The organism is Microbacterium sp. Root322 (assembly GCF_001425645.1).
GTDB lineage: Bacteria > Actinomycetota > Actinomycetes > Actinomycetales > Microbacteriaceae > Microbacterium > Microbacterium maritypicum.
The window spans coordinates 48126-64138 of record NZ_LMCS01000002.1 but is presented as its reverse complement, the minus strand read 5'-3'; the positions used below and the strand labels follow the sequence as shown (position 1 = coordinate 64138).

General features: G+C 69.4%; 17 protein-coding genes. 8 read left to right on the top strand and 9 right to left on the bottom strand.

Features of this window, described 5'->3' with window-relative positions; translation table 11 throughout:
• Positions 1 to 173 precede the first annotated feature (173 nt).
• Positions 174 to 1463 carry a citrate synthase gene (locus ASC55_RS05125; RefSeq protein WP_055866746.1) on the top strand — a complete coding sequence of 430 codons (1290 nt, stop codon included), beginning with the start codon at positions 174 to 176 and terminating at the stop codon, positions 1461 to 1463.
• Positions 1464 to 1631: 168 nt separating this feature from the next.
• On the opposite strand, the gene ASC55_RS05120 is transcribed toward ASC55_RS05125, so the two are convergent.
• On the bottom strand, positions 1632 to 3011 hold the full coding sequence (locus tag ASC55_RS05120; RefSeq protein WP_055873317.1) for a DEAD/DEAH box helicase: 1380 nt from the start codon (positions 3009 to 3011) through the stop codon (positions 1632 to 1634).
• Positions 3012 to 3306: 295 nt separating this feature from the next.
• Positions 3307 to 4254: a 2,3,4,5-tetrahydropyridine-2,6-dicarboxylate N-succinyltransferase gene (dapD, locus tag ASC55_RS05115; RefSeq protein WP_055873314.1), complete on the bottom strand. Its 948-nt coding sequence runs from the start codon at positions 4252 to 4254 to the stop codon at positions 3307 to 3309.
• 65 nt (positions 4255 to 4319) lie between these two features.
• Between dapD and dapE the strand changes: the two genes are divergently transcribed.
• The 3 genes from dapE to ASC55_RS17260 all read left to right on the top strand — a co-directional run bounded on the left by dapE (position 4320) and on the right by ASC55_RS17260 (position 6860).
• Positions 4320 to 5393, top strand: a complete 1074-nt coding sequence (gene dapE, locus ASC55_RS05110; protein ID WP_055873311.1) for a succinyl-diaminopimelate desuccinylase — start codon at positions 4320 to 4322, stop codon at positions 5391 to 5393.
• Positions 5375 to 6592, top strand: coding sequence for a hypothetical protein (locus ASC55_RS05105; protein ID WP_055873309.1), 1218 nt, complete (start codon positions 5375 to 5377; stop codon positions 6590 to 6592). Before dapE ends, ASC55_RS05105 begins: the two co-directional genes overlap by 19 nt.
• Before the next feature lie 94 nt (positions 6593 to 6686).
• Positions 6687 to 6860, top strand: coding sequence for a DUF3117 domain-containing protein (locus ASC55_RS17260; protein WP_017203323.1), 174 nt, complete (start codon positions 6687 to 6689; stop codon positions 6858 to 6860).
• Between the two features lie 103 nt (positions 6861 to 6963).
• On the opposite strand, the gene ASC55_RS05100 is transcribed toward ASC55_RS17260, so the two are convergent.
• Positions 6964 to 7602 carry an O-methyltransferase gene (locus ASC55_RS05100; RefSeq protein ID WP_055873296.1) on the bottom strand — a complete coding sequence of 213 codons (639 nt, stop codon included), beginning with the start codon at positions 7600 to 7602 and terminating at the stop codon, positions 6964 to 6966.
• A gap of 90 nt (positions 7603 to 7692) precedes the next feature.
• On the opposite strand from ASC55_RS05100, the gene ASC55_RS05095 reads away from it, so the two are divergent.
• Positions 7693 to 8082, top strand: a complete 390-nt coding sequence (locus ASC55_RS05095; protein ID WP_055864411.1) for a twin-arginine translocase TatA/TatE family subunit — start codon at positions 7693 to 7695, stop codon at positions 8080 to 8082.
• Positions 8079 to 8717 (top strand): hypothetical protein, encoded by a 639-nt coding sequence (locus tag ASC55_RS05090; protein WP_055873292.1) that lies wholly within the window; start codon positions 8079 to 8081, stop codon positions 8715 to 8717. Before ASC55_RS05095 ends, ASC55_RS05090 begins: the two co-directional genes overlap by 4 nt.
• On the opposite strand, the gene ASC55_RS05085 is transcribed toward ASC55_RS05090, so the two are convergent.
• Genes ASC55_RS05085 through ASC55_RS05070 form a run of 4 tightly spaced genes read right to left on the bottom strand, consistent with a single transcriptional unit; the run spans position 8714 to position 12124 of the window.
• Complete coding sequence (locus tag ASC55_RS05085) at positions 8714 to 9208, bottom strand: YcxB family protein (RefSeq protein ID WP_055873289.1); 495 nt, start codon at positions 9206 to 9208, stop codon at positions 8714 to 8716. The genes ASC55_RS05090 and ASC55_RS05085 overlap by 4 nt on opposite strands.
• A gap of 20 nt (positions 9209 to 9228) precedes the next feature.
• Positions 9229 to 10350: an Mrp/NBP35 family ATP-binding protein gene (locus ASC55_RS05080; RefSeq protein WP_055873286.1), complete on the bottom strand. Its 1122-nt coding sequence runs from the start codon at positions 10348 to 10350 to the stop codon at positions 9229 to 9231.
• Complete coding sequence (locus ASC55_RS05075; protein WP_055873284.1) at positions 10347 to 10859, bottom strand: DUF1003 domain-containing protein; 513 nt, start codon at positions 10857 to 10859, stop codon at positions 10347 to 10349. Before ASC55_RS05075 ends, ASC55_RS05080 begins: the two co-directional genes overlap by 4 nt.
• On the bottom strand, positions 10859 to 12124 hold the full coding sequence (locus tag ASC55_RS05070; RefSeq protein WP_017828633.1) for a magnesium transporter MgtE N-terminal domain-containing protein: 1266 nt from the start codon (positions 12122 to 12124) through the stop codon (positions 10859 to 10861). The genes ASC55_RS05075 and ASC55_RS05070 overlap by 1 nt, the downstream gene beginning before the upstream one ends.
• 85 nt (positions 12125 to 12209) lie before the next feature.
• Here ASC55_RS05070 and ASC55_RS05065 point away from each other — a divergent pair, with 85 nt between their 5' ends.
• Together ASC55_RS05065 and ASC55_RS05060 are read left to right on the top strand one after the other, a co-directional pair.
• Positions 12210 to 12935, top strand: a complete 726-nt coding sequence (locus tag ASC55_RS05065) for a general stress protein (RefSeq protein WP_055873282.1) — start codon at positions 12210 to 12212, stop codon at positions 12933 to 12935.
• 25 nt (positions 12936 to 12960) lie between these two features.
• Positions 12961 to 13611: an alpha/beta hydrolase family protein gene (locus ASC55_RS05060; RefSeq protein ID WP_229778917.1), complete on the top strand. Its 651-nt coding sequence runs from the start codon at positions 12961 to 12963 to the stop codon at positions 13609 to 13611.
• 19 nt (positions 13612 to 13630) lie between these two features.
• Here the strand turns inward: ASC55_RS05060 and ASC55_RS05055 are convergent, their stop codons facing one another.
• A complete protein-coding gene (locus ASC55_RS05055) occupies positions 13631 to 14539 on the bottom strand; it encodes a phosphotransferase (RefSeq protein WP_055873280.1) in 909 nt (302 codons plus the stop codon).
• 40 nt (positions 14540 to 14579) lie between these two features.
• On the bottom strand, positions 14580 to 16001 hold the full coding sequence (locus tag ASC55_RS05050) for an aminopeptidase P family protein (protein WP_055873278.1): 1422 nt from the start codon (positions 15999 to 16001) through the stop codon (positions 14580 to 14582).
• Between the last annotated feature and the right edge of the window lie 12 nt (positions 16002 to 16013).

The following is a 16013-nucleotide window of genomic DNA, read 5'->3' as shown; positions in this document are numbered from 1 at the left end:
CCTTCTGTTTGGCGGATGTCACAGTAGGCCTGTGTGACTACTAGGCTGTAAAGGCGATTCGGTCGTGACCCGACCTGGCGCTTGAGCGCCGTGAGATCGCCAGTTCAGGCTTGATCAAGATCTTGTTCGACATCACCGCGACGAGCGGGGGCGGACACAACGAGGAGGTCCGCGTGAGTGCAGCGGCAGACCAGACGGCGAAGCTGACGATCGGCGACACGACCGCCGAATTCCCGGTGCTGCGCGGCACGGCAGGGCACGACAGCATCGATTTCTCGACGCTGACCCGACAGACCGGATACACCGGCCTGGACTACGGTTTCGTGAACACGGCCTCCACGAAGTCCGAGATCACCTTCATCGACGGTGACAAGGGCATCCTGCGGTATCGCGGCTATCCGATCGAGCAGCTCGCGGGCTCCACCAGCTACCTCGAGGTCGCCTGGCTCCTGATCTACGGCGAGCTGCCGTCCGCCTCCGAGCTCGCGGAGTTCGACGAGAAGATCCGTCGTCACACGCTGCTGCACGAAGACCTCAAGCGCTTCTTCTCGGCTCTGCCGCACACGGCGCACCCCATGTCGGTGCTGTCCTCGGCCGTCGCCGCCCTCTCGACCTACTACGAGGGGCAGACAGACCCGCACAACCCGGAGCACGTCGAGCTGAACATGGTGCGCATGCTCGCCAAGCTCCCCGTGATCGCGGCCTACGCGCACAAGAAGAGCGTCGGCCAGGCGTTCCTCTACCCGGACAACTCGCTGAGCTTCGTCGACAACTTCCTGAAGCTGAACTTCGGTGTGCACAGCGAGGAGTACGAGGTCAACCCGGTGATGTCGAAGGCTCTCGAGCTGCTCCTCATCCTGCACGAGGACCACGAGCAGAACGCCTCCACGTCCACGGTCCGCCTGGTGGGCTCCACCGGCGCGAACCAGTTCGCGTCGGTCTCCGCCGGCATCCAGGCTCTCTCCGGCCCGCTCCACGGCGGTGCCAACGAGGCCGTGCTGACCATGCTCGGTCAGATCCGCGACTCCGGTCAGAGCGTCGCTCGCTTCGTCGAGCGCGTGAAGAACAAGGAAGAGGGCGTGAAGCTGATGGGCTTCGGCCACCGGGTCTACAAGAACTACGACCCTCGCGCCAAGCTCGTCAAGGAGGCCGCCGACGAGGTGCTCTCCTCCCTGGGCGTCACCGACCCTCTGCTCGACCTCGCGAAGGAGCTCGAGGAGCTCGCGCTGGCCGACGACTACTTCCGCGAGCGTCGCCTGTACCCGAACGTCGACTTCTACACCGGCGTCATCTACAAGGCCATGGGCTTCCCGACGCGCATGTTCACGGTGCTGTTCGCGATCGGCCGTCTGCCGGGCTGGCTCGCGCAGTGGCGTGAGCTGCAGCTCGACCCGCAGACCAAGATCGGTCGCCCGCAGCAGCTGTACACAGGAGCGCCCGAGCGTTCCTTCCCGACGCGCTGAGTCCAGACGAGAAAGCGCCCCTTCCGCACGACGGAGGGGGCGCTTTCGTCGTCTGGCAGCGACGCGGTGGATTCAGATTCCCGGCATTCGTCGCGGGGAAACGGCACGGCGCCCCCTCCGACGAGCGGAGAGGGCGCCGTGCTGAGCTGAAGTCAGCGGCTCGAGTGTTCAGCGACCCTGCGAGCTGCGGCCGCCCTGACGGGAGCGGCTCTGCGTGGAGTAGCCACCACCTGCGCCCGTGCCGGAAGCACCGGCGCGGGGACGACGACGGCGACGCGACGGCGGGTTGGCCGCTCCGCTCTTCTCGCCGCCTGCGGGGCGCTGCTTGGAGGACTGGCGCTGCTGCTGCGGAGCCTGCACGGGGGCCGGGCGCACATGCGCTGCGCGCTCGGGCACCAGCGCGGTGACGGCCGCTGTGGTGACGTCTTCGAGCGGAGCCGAGATGGCGGCCTTGCGCAGGAGATCCTTGACGTCGCGGCGCTGCTCGGGGAGCACGACGGTCACGACGGTGCCCGCGGCACCGGCACGCGCGGTGCGGCCGGAACGGTGCAGGTACGCCTTGTGCTCGACGGGCGGGTCGACGTGGACGACGAGGTCGACGTTGTCGACGTGCACGCCGCGCGCCGCGACGTCGGTCGCCACGAGCACGCGCACTCCGCCGTCTTCGGGAGCGGCGGAGAAGGCGCCGAGGTTGCGCTCGCGCGCATTCTGCGACAGGTTGCCGTGCAGGTCGACGGCGGGGATCCCCGCGGCGGTGAGCTGCTTCGCGAGCTTCTTCGCCTGGTGCTTGGTGCGGGTGAAGAGGATGCGGCGACCGGTGCCCGAGGCGAGCTCGCGCACGAGGGCGGTCTTGTTGTCGGTGGAGTCGACGACCAGCACACGGTGGGTCATCTCGCCGACGGGCACGCTCTCCTCGTCGACCTCGTGGCTGACCGCGTTCGAGAGGAAGCGGCGGGCGAGGGTGTCGATGCCGCGGTCCAGGGTCGCGCTGAACAGCAGACGCTGTCCACCGGCCGGGGTCGCGGTGAGGATGCGGGTGACGCCGGGCAGGAAGCCGAGGTCGGCCATGTGATCGGCCTCATCGAGCACGGTGACCTCGATCGCGCTCAGGCGAACCACCTGCTGCTTCATGAGGTCTTCGAGTCGACCGGGGCAGGCCACGACGATGTCGACGCCGCCGCGCAGCGCCTGCTCCTGCGGACGCTGGCTGACGCCGCCGAAGACGGTCGTGACGCGCAGGCCCGCGGCCTCGGCGAGAGGTGCGATGGTCGCGGCGATCTGCGTCGCGAGCTCACGCGTGGGGGCGAGGACGAGTCCGCGCGGGAGGCCGGCACGGCGCTGTCCGCCGGAAGCGGCGAGGCGCGCGACGAGCGGCAGGGCGAAGGCGATGGTCTTGCCGCTGCCCGTGCGTCCGCGACCCAGGAGGTCGCGTCCGGCGAGGGAGTCGGGAAGGGTGTCGCGCTGGATGGCGAACGCCTCGGTCTTGCCGGAATCGGCGAGAACGGCGGCGAGCTCGGCGGGAACGCCGAGTTCAAGGAAAGTAGACATGCAGAAACTCCGTCAGCGCCCGAATGAACGGCGCGAGATAAAGGGGTGAGGTGGGCGACGGCGCAGGAATTGCGCATCGGTTCGCCGTTCGAAAGGCCAGCTGATGCTGGTGGTGGGAGCGGTTCCGCTCGCTTCGGTCCTCGGAGACCCCGTGACGACGACGATGTTACGAGACCGGCGGTACACGCAACTCCGTCAGTCTACCAGTGCGTGCATGCCGTCGGCCGCATGTCGACTTCCGCGCGGGTCGTCAGCCGCCTGCAGGAGTGGGGCAGGCGTCCCCTGGGCGGCGTTCTCAGGCGTGCAGCGCCTCGTTCAGCGTCACTCCCACACCGGCGCGACGCACGGCCTCCACTGCACCGCTGAGCGAGTTCCGGCGGAAGAGCACCCCATCGTGACCGGAGAGCTCGGCCCCCTTCACGCTCTTGCGTGCGCCATCGGCGGTCACGGGCCCGTCGACGAGGACGATCTTGGTGCCGGCCGTGACATAGAGCCCGGCCTCGACGACGCAGTCGTCACCGAGCGAGATGCCGATGCCGGCGTTCGCGCCGAGCAGCGTGCGGGCTCCGATGGACACGCGATGCGTTCCGCCGCCGGAGAGGGTGCCCATGATCGACGAGCCTCCGCCGATGTCGCTGCCGTCGCCGACCACCACGCCCTGCGAGATGCGTCCTTCGACCATCGACGCGCCCAGCGTGCCGGCGTTGAAGTTGACGAATCCCTCGTGCATGACGGTCGTGCCGGGGGAGAGGTACGCGCCCAGACGCACACGGGAGGCGTCGGCGATGCGGACGCCGGAAGGCTGCACGTAGTCGGTCAGGCGGGGGAACTTGTCGAGCCCCTGCACCTGGATGCCGGCGCGCTGGAGGTGCGGGCGCAGGCGAGCGGCATCCGCGGGAAGGACGGGACCGGCGTTGGTCCAGGCCACGTTCGGAAGGTGCCCGAAGATGCCGTCCAGGTTCAGCTCGTTGGGACGCACCACCAGATGGGAGAGTGCGTGCAGACGCAGGTAGGCGTCCGCGGTCGACGCCGGGGCGGCGTCGAGGTCGATCTCCAGCTGCACGACCTCGAGCGTGACGTTCCGCCGTTCGTCGGGCCCGGCGAGGGGCTCGAGTGCGGCGACCGCGACCTCGTCGGAGGTGGAGGCGCCTGTCCGCACCTCGGGGTACCACGCATCGAGGACGGTGCCGTCCCCGGCGATCGTGGTGAGTCCGATACCCCATACAGTGCGTGCGTCGCTCATCCCTCCACGCTATCGCCCCCGAGGGATGGCGACGTCACTCGTGACGGGGTAAGTAGTCTTGACCCATGGTGCTCGATCTGACCGCGTCCTCCGTCGACCTCACCCGTGCGATCTGCGATATCCCGAGCGTCTCCGGTGAGGAGAAGAGCTTGGCCGATGCGATCGAGGCAGCGGTGACGCCGTTGGAGCACCTCGACGTCTTCCGTCACGGGAACACGATCGTCGCCCGCACCGACCGCGGCCGGGCACAGCGCGTCGCGATCGCCGGTCACATCGACACCGTGCCGATCAACGCGAACCTGCCGACCCGCGACATCGAGATCGACGGGGTGCCCTATCTCTGGGGGCGCGGCACCGTCGACATGAAGGCGGGCACCGCCGTGCAGCTGAAGCTCGCGGCCGAACTGACCGACCCCGCGATCGACATCACGTGGATGTGGTACGACAACGAGGAGATCGAGGCTTCGAAGAACGGCCTCGGATTGCTCGCCGCCGTGCGCCCCGATCTCTTCGAGGCCGACTTCGCGATCCTGGGGGAGCCGTCCAACGGCGAGGTCGAGGGCGGGTGCAACGGCACTCTCCGCGCGCTCGTGCGCACGAGCGGCGTGCGCGCCCACAGCGCACGCGCCTGGATCGGTGAGAACGCGATCCACCGCGCCGCGCCCATCCTCACCCGGCTGGCGGAGTACCGCGCCAAGGAGGTGCTGGTCGAGGGGCTGCTGTACCGCGAGAGCTTGAGCGCGGTGCGCATCGCGGGTGGAGTCGCGGGCAACGTGATCCCGGACGCGTGCGAGGTCGAGGTCAACTACCGGTTCGCGCCGAGCAAGTCGGCGGCCGACGCCGAGGCCCATCTGCGTGGAGTCCTCGCCGGCTTCGACATCGAGATCACGGATGCCGCCGAGGGTGCGCGTCCCGGCCTCGACGCCGAGATCGCGAAGCAGTTCGTGGCCGCCGTCGGCGCAGAGCCCCGGCCGAAATACGGCTGGACCGACGTCGCGCGCTTCTCCGCCCTCGGGATCCCCGCCGTGAACTACGGACCCGGCGACCCGCATCTCGCCCACCACGATGAGGAGCGCGTTCCCCTCGCGCAGATCGACGCCGTGGAGCGGGGCCTTCGCGCATGGCTCACGTCGCGCTGAGCATCGCACGCCGCTGGGCGATGTCGCCGGTCGCACTGCGTGTCGCCGTCATCTACCTCGGCGCACGGGCCGTCACGACGGCGTTCCTGCTCATCGCCGCTTCGCTGTCGACCCCGTCCTCGCGTTTCGGCGCGGGGGCCGGGCTCATCGACTTCGTTCTCGGCTGGGATGCGCAGTGGTACTGGCTGGTCGCCGAGAACGGATATCCGAGCGAGCTGCCGCTCTCGGACACGGGCGACGTGGTCGAGAACGCCTGGGCATTCATGCCGGTGTTCGCATATGCAGCCAAGGGGATCGGGTTCGTGCTCGGGTCCTGGGGCGCCGGGGCTCTCCTGCTGTCACTCGTGGCGGGGTACCTGGCCTGTCTCGCGCTTCATCGTCTGCTTCGCGAGCGTCTCGGGAACTCGGCGGCGATGTGGGCCGTGGTGTTCTTCGCCGCCGGGCCGATCGCGGCGATGTTCCAGGTCGGCTACGCCGAGACCCTGTTCCTTCTGCTACTGTTCCTGGCCCTCGATGCGACGATCCGGCGCAGGTACGCCTGGTTGTACATCCTCATCCCGGTGATGGCCTTCACCCGCCCGGGGATCCTCGCCTTCGCCCTCTATCTGGGCCTGCACGGTGTCCTGCGCTGGATCCGGCGCGCACAGGAGCCGCTCCCAGGACGCGAGATCGCGCACATCCTCGCTCTCGGCGCCCTCGCGACCGCGTCCGGCTTCGCCTGGCAGGCGATCGCGGGAATCGTCACGGGAGACCGCGGTGCGTATCTCGCGACCGAACTCGCGTGGCGTCAGCATTGGATCACCGGCGGTGTCGAGGGATTCATCCCGTTCGAGGGGTGGGTCCAGGCGTCGCAGTTCTGGTTCGCGCTCTGGGGGATGCCGCAGTGGTGGGGACCCCTCGTACTCGCCGTGCTGGTCATCGGCGCGTCTGCAGCGCTCCTGTTCTCCCCGCAGGTTCGGGCTCTCGGCGCGGATCTTCGGCTGTGGAGTGCGAGTTACCTGCTGTATCTGCTCGCCGTCTTCTTCCCGCAGTCGAGCACTTTCCGTCTGCTCCTGCCCCTCAGCCCGCTCTGGGGTGCGGTCGCCGTGCCTCGATCACGCCTCTGGCGCATCGGGGTGCTGGCCGCATGTCTGGTCGGACAATGGTTCTGGATCTACCACGTATATGCGCTCGGGAGCACGTTCTGGCAGGTGCCGTGATCGTGAAGCTCGAGCCAATTGTTGCTCCGTGACCTCCAGGTCCCGGTGACACCCGATAAACTCATCCCATACCACCGGAGGAAAGGGAGCCACGATGGCAGCGATGAAGCCGAGGACCGGAGACGGGCCTATGGAAGCCGTGAAAGAAGGACGACTCATCATCGTGCGCGTTCCGCTCGAAGGCGGCGGCCGCCTGGTCGTCTCTGTGAACGACGCCGAGGCCAAGGAGCTTCACGACGTGCTTGCCGCCGTCGTGGCACCGGCCTGATCGACCTGGGTCCGCTCGAGCGGATCCGAAAAGGGCGGTGGATCCTCGGATCCACCGCCCTTTTCGTCTGCGAACGGTGCCTGTGCCCCGCGAGGTTCGTGCGTCAGTCGCGCTCTGCGAGGCTGATCAGCTGCAGTAGTCCTTCGCCGGCGGGGGAGAGCGTGGCCAGGACGGCCGAGGACTCCTGCGTCTCCTGCACGAGGGACCGGTAGGCGGAGGTGATCTCGTCGCGCTGCACGGGGTCGGCGACGCGGCCGCCTGCGAGCACCCGGGGCACGAGGACGAGCCCCCCGGTACGTGCGAGACGCAGACCGTGCTCGACGTATTCGATGACGTGCTCGGGGTCGGCGTCCACCAGCACGATGTCGTAGGAGTTCTCGTTCATGCGGGGGAGCACATCGATCGCTCGCCCAGTGATGAAACGGGCTCGTGTGGACGGGATCTTCGCATCGGCGAAGGCCTGCCGTGCCGCGGCGAGATGCTCCGGCTCGTTGTCGATCGAGGTGAGCACGGCCTGCGGGGCTCCACGCAGCAGCCAGAGTCCGGAGACGCCGGCTCCGGTGCCGATCTCGACGATGGAACGGGCGCCGGTCGCCGCGGCGAGCACGGCGATCTGCGAGCCGACGGCCGCGCTGATCGGCATCGCTCCCAGCTCGACCGCATGTGCGCGGGCGCGGGTGATGGCGTCGGGTTCCACGATGGACTCGCGCAGAAAACGCGCGTTCGCGTCATACTCGCTCATGGCCTGTTTCTCCCTGCCTGCCCGGTGAACCTCTCCAGCGTATTCGGTCGGCGAGTGCGGGGACCGCAGGCGCGGCGGTAGCCTGTAGAGATGACGTTCGGGCTCACTTTCGAGAAGCTGCTGCTGATCGGCCTCATCGCGGTCCTGATCATCGGCCCCGAACGTCTGCCGCGGGCGGCGGAGAGCTTCTCCCGCATGGTTCGCAAGGCCGGAGAGTACCTGCGCGCGACCAAGACGAGGGTGCGTGAGGAGATGGGGCCCGAGATCGATGACGTCGATTGGCGCAAGCTCGACCCTCGTCAGTACGACCCCCGCCGGATCATCCGCGACGCGCTGATGGAGGAACCTCAGCCCGCGACTCCCATGCAGGCGCGCGAGACGATCGCGGAGCCGATCGCCGGAACCGTCGCCCCCACGCGTGTGGCTCCGCAGGAGTTCAGCGCGACCAATCGCCCGCCTTTCGACCCTGAAGCCACGTGACCCGAGGGCGGCTCGCCGATCGCGACGCCGTGGCCTTCTGGCTCGCCGCGCTGTGCGCGTGCGTGTCGGTCCTGATCTGGACCCTCTGGGTGCTGCCGGTCGCGGCCTCCGTCGATGACGCGGCTCCGTCACCGCTCGGGCGCTCCGCGGAGGTGGGGCTCGATTCCGGTGAGCGGGGTGGCATCTGGGGCAACGGGATCTCGGCCGCGCTGGGCACGATGGAGTGCGCGGTGGTCGGCCCGGATGGCGTCGGACTGCCGCTGTCGGGCGCGCCGTCGCTCACCTGGGACGACACGCTGTGGTGGATGACGCCCCGGCCGGGCTTCGCGCAGAGCGCGCAGTTCACCTCGGTCGAGGCCGGCATCCACACCGTGACCTGCGTCGACGCGCTGGACACCTACGACGGTGAATTCCTGGTCGCCGGTGACACCTTCGGACGCGGGTCCGTCGGTCTCGGTCGCAACGGAGGCAGCGACTTCGCCGTCGGTTCGCTCCTGGCCTTCGGCGCGGTGGCTTGCCCGCTGATCGTCGTGCTCGTCCCCGGCGTCATCCTGATCCGTCGCCTGGTCGTCCGGCGTCGTCGCGCTGACGGCCCTGAGCCTCGGAGGTCGTCGCCTGAGGTCTGGGAGAGCTAGGAGATCTTGGAGCGGAGCGTCGCGATGTCGTCGTCCGTGAGCAGGGCGCGGGGGATCGCGGTGGCGACCGAGGCGTCACGCAGCTTCAGCAGCACGGCGTCCTTGCCCACGTGCATCTTCTGGAACGTGCGGTAGTCGATGTCGGATCGACGGCGACCGCTGCCCATCTGCAGCCTGTCGTCTTCGAGGGCCACCCACACCACCTGCTCCACCGGCATCGCGATCCGCACGGCCGTTCGGGCGCCCGAGATGGACATGAAGACGGCGAAGCCTGCGAGCCCGGCGATGATCACAGGCATCCAGCCCGCGGCGAACGGGGCTTCTTCCCCCGGTGACACGGGGGCGCTGAGATTGAGGATGCTGAGCACCAGCGCACCGGCGAGGGCGAACCACATCACGAGGGCGGACGGGCGGGTCAGCGAATAGATGGCGGCGTCGCGCGCCATCCGTCGCAGCAGGCTCTCGTCGACGGTCAGGGAGCGTGGGGACACTCGTTCATCCTCCCACGCGCTCAGCCGATCGACATCGGCAGCGATCGACCGGAGAGGCCCCTGCCCTGCCGGGCGAGGGTGGCCGCGAGGTCGCGGATCGTCGAGGCCGCGGCATCGGTCGTCCCGCCGCCGACGATCGGCTCTCCCGCGTCTCCGCCCTGACGCAGAGCGGGGCTGAGGGGGATCGAGGCGAGCAGCGGGACCGTCGCTCCCGGCTCGGAGAGCGCCTCGGCGACGGCCGCGCCCCCGCCGGAGCCGAACAGGTCGATCAGGGTGCCGTCGGGGAGCGTGTACGCCGCCATGTTCTCGATCACTCCGATCACGCGCTGACCGGTCTGACGCGCGACGAGGCCGCTGCGGATGGCGACCTCGGCCGCGGCGGTCTGCGGGGTGGTCACGACGAGCACCTCCGCATGGGGGAGGAGCTGGCCGATCGAGATCGCGATGTCGCCCGTTCCCGGCGGCATGTCGATCAGGAGCACATCGAGATCCCCGAAGAAGACGTCGGTGAGAAATTGCGACACCGTGCGGTGCAGCATCGGTCCGCGCCACGCCACCACGGACTCGCCGTCGCGGAGGAACATCCCGATCGAGATCGTCTTCACGCCATGCGCGACCGGGGGGAGCATCAGGTCGTCGATGCGGGTCGGCTGGGTACCCGCCGGGATGCCGAGGAGCCCGGGGATCGAGAACCCGTGCACATCCGCATCGACGAGGCCGACGGACAGTCCCTGATCGGCGAGGGCGACGGCGAGGTTGGCCGTGACCGTCGACTTGCCGACGCCGCCCTTGCCGCTGGAGACGAGGATCACACGGGTGAGCGAGTCGGGGCCGAACGGCATGTGTCGTGCGGGTCTGCCCGCGCGGAGCTTCTCGGTGAGCGCCTTGCGCTCGGCCGGCGTCATCACGCCGACCTCGACCTCGACCTCGGCGATGCCGGGAACGGATGCGGCCGCACCGCGCACGTCGGCTTCGATCCTGGCCGCCGCGGGGCACCCGACGATCGTCAGCACGATACCGACGCGGGCGCGTTCGCCGTCGACGGAGATCTCGCGGACCATGTCGAGTTCGCCGATGGGTCGGCGCAGCTCCGGATCCGTCACGGCGGCGACGGCCGATCGGACGCGCTCGGCCGCCGTCATGAGGCGGTGCCGGGTCGGGTCTTGTCCGGCGCGTCTTCGAGCTCGGCGAGAAGTGCCTTGAGCTCCTGCCTGAGCACGTCGCGGGTGACGGACTGCGAGTTGCGCTCTTCGAGCGACATCCGCAGCGCGACGATCTCTCGGGCGAGGTACTCGGTGTCGGCGAGGTTGCGCTCGGCACGCTGCCGGTCCTGCTCGATCTGCACCCGGTCGCGGTCGTCCTGGCGGTTCTGCGCGAGCAGGATGAGCGGTGCGGCGTACGAGGCCTGCAGGGAGAGCATGAGAGTCAACGCCGTGAATCCGAGGGCGGCGTCGTCGAAGCGCAGCTCGTCGGGCATCAACGTGTTCCAGAGGATCCAGACCACGCAGAAGAGGCTGAGGATCAGCAGGAAGGCCGGCGTACCCATCGCACGAGCGACCCACTCGGTGAAGCGCCCGAAGCGGTCGCGAGAGGTCGCCCTGGGGCGGGTGGTGGTGCGGCCCGGTGCGTCGAGGCGCGGGGACCGGGCCATCAGCGCATCTCCTTCGCGGGGGAGCTGTCGTCGCTGTCGTGCGAGCGCCAGTCGTCCGGGAGCAGGTAGTCCAGCACGTCGTCGATGCTGATCGCTCCGACGAGGCGGTGCGCCGCATCGATCACCGGGAGCGAGACGAGGTCGTAGCTCGCCAGCAGTCGCGCCACCTCGGCGGCGGATGCGGTGACGGGTACGGGCTCGAGGCTGTCGTCGAGGATCGCGCCGAGCCGCTCGTGCGGCGGGTAGCGCAGCATCCGCTGGAAGTGCACGAGCCCGAGCAGGCGCCCGGTGGGGGTCTCGAACGGCGGGAGCGTCACGAACACCGCGGCGGCCAGCGCGGGGTGCAGCTCATGGCGGCGGATCAGGGCCAGTGCTTCGGCGACGGTGGCATCGGCCGACAGGATGATCGGTTCGGGGGTCATCAGACCGCCGGCGGTGTCGGGTCCGTACCGCAGCAGCATCCTGACGTCCTCGGCCTCCTCCGGCTCCATGAGCTCGAGGAGCTGCTCGAGACGGTCCGGGGCCAGCTGGGCCAGAAGGTCGGCCGCATCGTCCGGTTCCATCTGGTCGAGGATGTCGGCCGCGCGCTCGTCGCCCAGCCGGTCGAGGATGTGCACCTGCTCGTCTTCCGGCATCTCCTCGAGGGCGTCGGCGAGGCGGTCGTCCGACAGCTCCTCGGCGACCTCGATCATGCGCTGCTGCGGAAGGTCGAGGAGCGTGTTGGCGAGGTCGGCGGCGTGCAGCTCGGAGTACGAGGCGACGAGCTGCTCGGCCGACTGCGACTCGCCGGGCGCACGCTGCTCGGTGACCTCGCTCCACCCCGCGAAAGTCGTCGGTCCCTTCGCGAACGGGGAGGCGCTGGTCTTCGGGCGGCGGAGGAACAGCTGGCTGATCGCCCATTCGCCGAGGCGGTTCGGCTCGATCGCGATGTCTTCGATCACCGCGGTGCCGCTGCCGTCGACGAAGCTCACGCGTCGCCCGAGCATCTCGGCGAGCACCCGCACCTCGCCGGCGCGCGGAGAGAACCGTCGCACGTTGATCAGACCCGTGCTGATGACCTGGCCGGCGCGGATCGAGGTGACGCGTCCGATGGAGAGGAACACCTGTCGGCGTCCCGGGATCTCCACGACCAGACCGATGACGCGGGGCGCCGCGGTACTTCGGTACACGACGACGACATCCCGGACCTTGCCGAGCCGGTCGCCGACGGGATCGAAGACGGCGCACCCGGCGAGGCGCGCGGCGAAAACCCGTTGTGTGCTCACTTCTCCAGAGTAGTCGGCGGCTCAGGTCTCCGGCGGGATGGTCGCGCCTCGGGCCGTCCGACGGTGCGCGTGGAAGAATAGCCGGATGAGCATGCTGAACCGGCCCGCGAGCGGCACAGACACCGGCGAGATCGTCGCGTCGATGCGCGACTACGAGAGCGCGCAGAAGACGGTCTCGAAGCTGATCGCCGGGGAGGTGCCCGCACGCGACATCGCCATCGTCGGACAGAGCGTGCGCACCGTGGAGCGTGTGACCGGCAAGCTCGGCTACGCGGCCGCCGCGCGCTCCGGAGCGATCAACGGCGTGCTGATCGGCCTGTTCCTCGCCGCCATCCTCGTGCTGGGCAACCCCGAGGTTCCGATCCAGCTCTTCCTGGGCTTCGTCCTCATCGGCGTCGCGGTCGGCATGCTCCTGAGCCTCGTCACGTACGCGATCGTCCGTCGTCGTCGTGACTTCGCGAGCGTCACGCAGTTCGCGGCCGACCACTACGAGGTCACGGTCCTGTCCACATCGCTGGGCAAGGCCCGCCAGGTGCTCGGCGCCAACAAGGTCGCCCCGGTGCGCCCCCCGGTCAACCTCGATGAGCCGCCGCGTTACGGTGAGCGGATCACGCCCGGTGCGACCGCTCCCTCTCCCTCTCCCGAAGAGCCCGTCATTCCGCCGCGTCCCGCCGACCCGGTGGCCGAGCCCGTCGCCGAACCGGAATCCGGTGCGACGCCGGAAGCCGGGACTGCCGCTGCGTCGACGGTGACGCCGGTCGAGCCCGATGCCGCCCCCGATGCGGACGGCATCCAGGGCGAGCGGGCATGACGGCGATCTGCGCACTCTCCGTCTGATGGTCCAGATCCCGGTCGAACTCTCGAACGGTCCCACTGTCGTCTCCGCAGACTGGACCCCCGGTGACAACGGGGCGACGGTGATCGTCGCGCACGGCGCGGGTACCGGCAAGGACCACCCGTTCCTCACGGGCTACGTCGACGCGCTCGGTGCGAGCGGCTTCTCGACCCTGCGTTTCAACTTCCCGTACGTGGAGCAGGGACGACGGATGCCGGGACCTGCCGCGCACGCGATCGCCACCTGGAACGCCGTCGCAGCCTTCGCCCGAGAGTCCGCCCCCTCAGCGAGCCTGTGGGCGACCGGGAAGTCGTATGGGGGACGCATGGCGTCGATGGCGGTCGCCGAGGGCATGCTCGTCGACGGGCTCGCCTACCTCGGCTATCCGCTGCATCCGCCGGGGCGGCCGGAGAAGCCGCGCATCGAGCATCTGCCGGGCATCACGGTGCCGCAGCTGTTCGTCGAGGGGACGAACGATCCGTTCATCCAGCCGATCGCCCAGTTCGAGGAGGCCGTCGCGAGCTGCCAGGATGCGCGCGTGGTCTGGGTCGAGGGTGCCGGCCACACCTTCGAGGTCAAGGGGCACAAGCGCCCCGCGGCAGAGATCGGGGCGTCGCTCGCGCCGATCGTCGCCGAGTTCATCGATCGCTGAGCACGTCACCGCGCCGACGTCACCGATCCAGCGTCGCCAGCTCCTGGTCGTCGAGCAGGCGCCGCAGCGTCGTGAGCCCCAGCGTGCTCATCGGGGGATTCGACTGCTCGTAGTACCAGCCGAGCCCGATCGCCTGCTGGAAGGCCCACGCCGCGCCTCGCAGCCACTCGGTGTCGCTCACCCCCACTCCGTCGCGCAGCACCGCGCGGGCGGGAGCGTCGAACAGATGCCAGGCGCTGACGAGGTCGAGCGCCCGATCGGCGGGCCCGAAGCCGCCGCCGTCGAGAACCCCCACCAGTCGGGTGACGCCGTCGGCTTCACGGACCAGAAGATTGAACGGCGTGAGGTCACGATGACTCATCACGTCCGGGCCGTCCGATGGCAGGGAACGCAGCGCCGTCCAGAGTCGGGTGGCGCGGTCGGTGTCGAGAAGATGCCCGCTCCTGTGCAGGCACTCGGCCACCCATCCGTCATGGTCGGTGAGAGTACCTCCGCGGCCACGGCCGTCGAAGACCCGATCCTCGACCTCGGTCGCCCGCAGCCCCCGGATCAGCGTCACCAGGTCCTCCGCCAGCGACGCGGATGCCGCTTGCGCGGTGGAGCCGGCGGTCTCGCCGGTGAGCCAGGTCTGCAGCGACCAGGCCGAGGGGAAGGCTGCGCTGCCGTCGGCCACGCCGCGAGGCAGCGGTGCCGGGAAGGGGCTGCTCACCGCGAGCGCGGTCATCGACGCGGCCTCCGCCTCCGCCTCCGCCCGTGCGACGGGGAGGAGAGGGAAGCGGGCGACCAGATCCTTCCCGACACGGACGATCGTGTTCACCGTCCCGATGGTGGCGACAGGGCGGAGCACCGCATCGCCGTGTTCGGGGAACGACGCGGCGATCAACTCGCGCGCGAGCGCGAGGTCGACCGTGTGCGCAGCCTCGTGCATCGTCAGAACGGCCGAGCCCGCCCCTGTTTGCGCATCGGCGTCAGCTCTGCAGTCGCGCGATCCAGGCCTCGACCTCGTCGGCGGTGCGGGGGATGCCGGCCGAGAGGTTCACGGGGCCGTCTTCGGTCATCATGATGTCGTCCTCGATGCGCACGCCGATGCCGCGGAGTTCGGCCGGCACCGTGAGGTCGTCGATCTGGAAGTACAGTCCGGGCTCGATCGTGAAGACCATGCCCGGTGCGAGGATGCCGTCGTAGTACATCTCGCGACGGGCCTGGGCGCAGTCGTGCACGTCGATGCCGAGGTGGTGCGAGGTGCCGTGCACCATGTACCGACGGTGCTGGCCGCCCTTGTCGGCGTCCAGGGCCTCTTCGGCGGTGACGGGCAGCAGGCCCCACTCGGCCGTGCGCTCGGCGATGACCTTCATGGCTGCGCCGTGCACGTCGCGGAAGCGCACTCCGACCCGGGCGGCGGCGAACGCGGCGTCTGCGGCCTCGCGCACGGTCTCGTAGACCCGTCGCTGCACCTCGGTGAACGTTCCGGAGACGGGCAGCGTGCGGGTGATGTCGGCGGTGTACAGGCTGTCGGCCTCGACGCCCGCATCCACCAGGATCAGATCGCCGGGGACCACGGTGCCGTCGTTGCGCGTCCAGTGCAGGTAGCAGGCGTGCGGGCCGGAGGCGGCGATCGTGTCGTACCCCTCGCCGTTGCCGTCTTCACGCGCACGGCGGTGGAAGACGCCCTCGACGACACGCTCGCCCCGTGCATGCGCCGTAGCCGCGGGAAGCTCGCGGATGATGTCGTCGAAGCCCTTCGCGGTGATCTCGACGGCACGGCGCATCTCGGCGATCTCGAACTCGTCCTTGACGAGGCGCAGCTCCGACACGAATCGTGTGAGGGTCTCGTCTTCGTCGAGCACGAGCTCGCCCTCGACGGCTTCGAACTGGTCCAGGTGCGCGGTCGCGATCTCGAGGTCGGCGGCGACACCGGCGAGGGACGGGCGCGGACCGATCCAGAACTCTCCGACCGTGGCGTCGGCGTAGAACTCCGTCGTCGTGCGGTCGGCGCGCTCACGGAAGAAGAGCGTTATGTCGTGACCACCCTCGGTGGGGGCGAAGACGAGCACCGAATCGGGCTCGGCATCCGATGCCCAACCGGTGAGGTGCGCGAAGGCCGAGTGCGCGCGGAAGACGTAGTCGGTGTCGTTGCTGCGCTGCTTGAGCGAGCCGGCGGGGATCACGAGACGCTTGCCGGGGAAGGCCGCGGAGACGGCTGCGCGCCGCACCGCCGCGTACGGCGCCTGTGCGCGCGGCGAGGGGAGCGTCTCGGGACGCTCGGCCCAACCGGTCGAGATGGTGTCGAGGAAGCCCTGGGGGAAGGGCTGCTTGCGGTTGGTGGTGCCGTTCTCGACAGACGCTTCGACGGTGGGCTCTGCGATCGTGTCGCGCTCTCCAGTGCTCATCCCTCCAGTCTG

Coding starts and splice junctions, on each gene's coding strand:
- ASC55_RS17260 (WP_017203323.1), top strand. CDS start 6,687: ATGGCAGCGATGAAGCCGAGGACCGGAGACGGGCCTATGGAAGCCGTG.
- ASC55_RS05100 (WP_055873296.1), bottom strand. CDS start 7,602: ATGAGCGAGTATGACGCGAACGCGCGTTTTCTGCGCGAGTCCATCGTG.
- dapE (WP_055873311.1), top strand. CDS start 4,320: ATGGTGCTCGATCTGACCGCGTCCTCCGTCGACCTCACCCGTGCGATC.
- ASC55_RS05050 (WP_055873278.1), bottom strand. CDS start 16,001: ATGAGCACTGGAGAGCGCGACACGATCGCAGAGCCCACCGTCGAAGCG.
- ASC55_RS05075 (WP_055873284.1), bottom strand. CDS start 10,859: ATGGCCCGGTCCCCGCGCCTCGACGCACCGGGCCGCACCACCACCCGC.
- ASC55_RS05080 (WP_055873286.1), bottom strand. CDS start 10,350: ATGACGGCGGCCGAGCGCGTCCGATCGGCCGTCGCCGCCGTGACGGAT.
- ASC55_RS05065 (WP_055873282.1), top strand. CDS start 12,210: ATGAGCATGCTGAACCGGCCCGCGAGCGGCACAGACACCGGCGAGATC.
- ASC55_RS05120 (WP_055873317.1), bottom strand. CDS start 3,011: ATGTCTACTTTCCTTGAACTCGGCGTTCCCGCCGAGCTCGCCGCCGTT.
- ASC55_RS05095 (WP_055864411.1), top strand. CDS start 7,693: ATGACGTTCGGGCTCACTTTCGAGAAGCTGCTGCTGATCGGCCTCATC.
- ASC55_RS05105 (WP_055873309.1), top strand. CDS start 5,375: ATGGCTCACGTCGCGCTGAGCATCGCACGCCGCTGGGCGATGTCGCCG.
- ASC55_RS05060 (WP_229778917.1), top strand. CDS start 12,961: ATGGTCCAGATCCCGGTCGAACTCTCGAACGGTCCCACTGTCGTCTCC.
- ASC55_RS05055 (WP_055873280.1), bottom strand. CDS start 14,539: ATGCACGAGGCTGCGCACACGGTCGACCTCGCGCTCGCGCGCGAGTTG.
- dapD (WP_055873314.1), bottom strand. CDS start 4,254: ATGAGCGACGCACGCACTGTATGGGGTATCGGACTCACCACGATCGCC.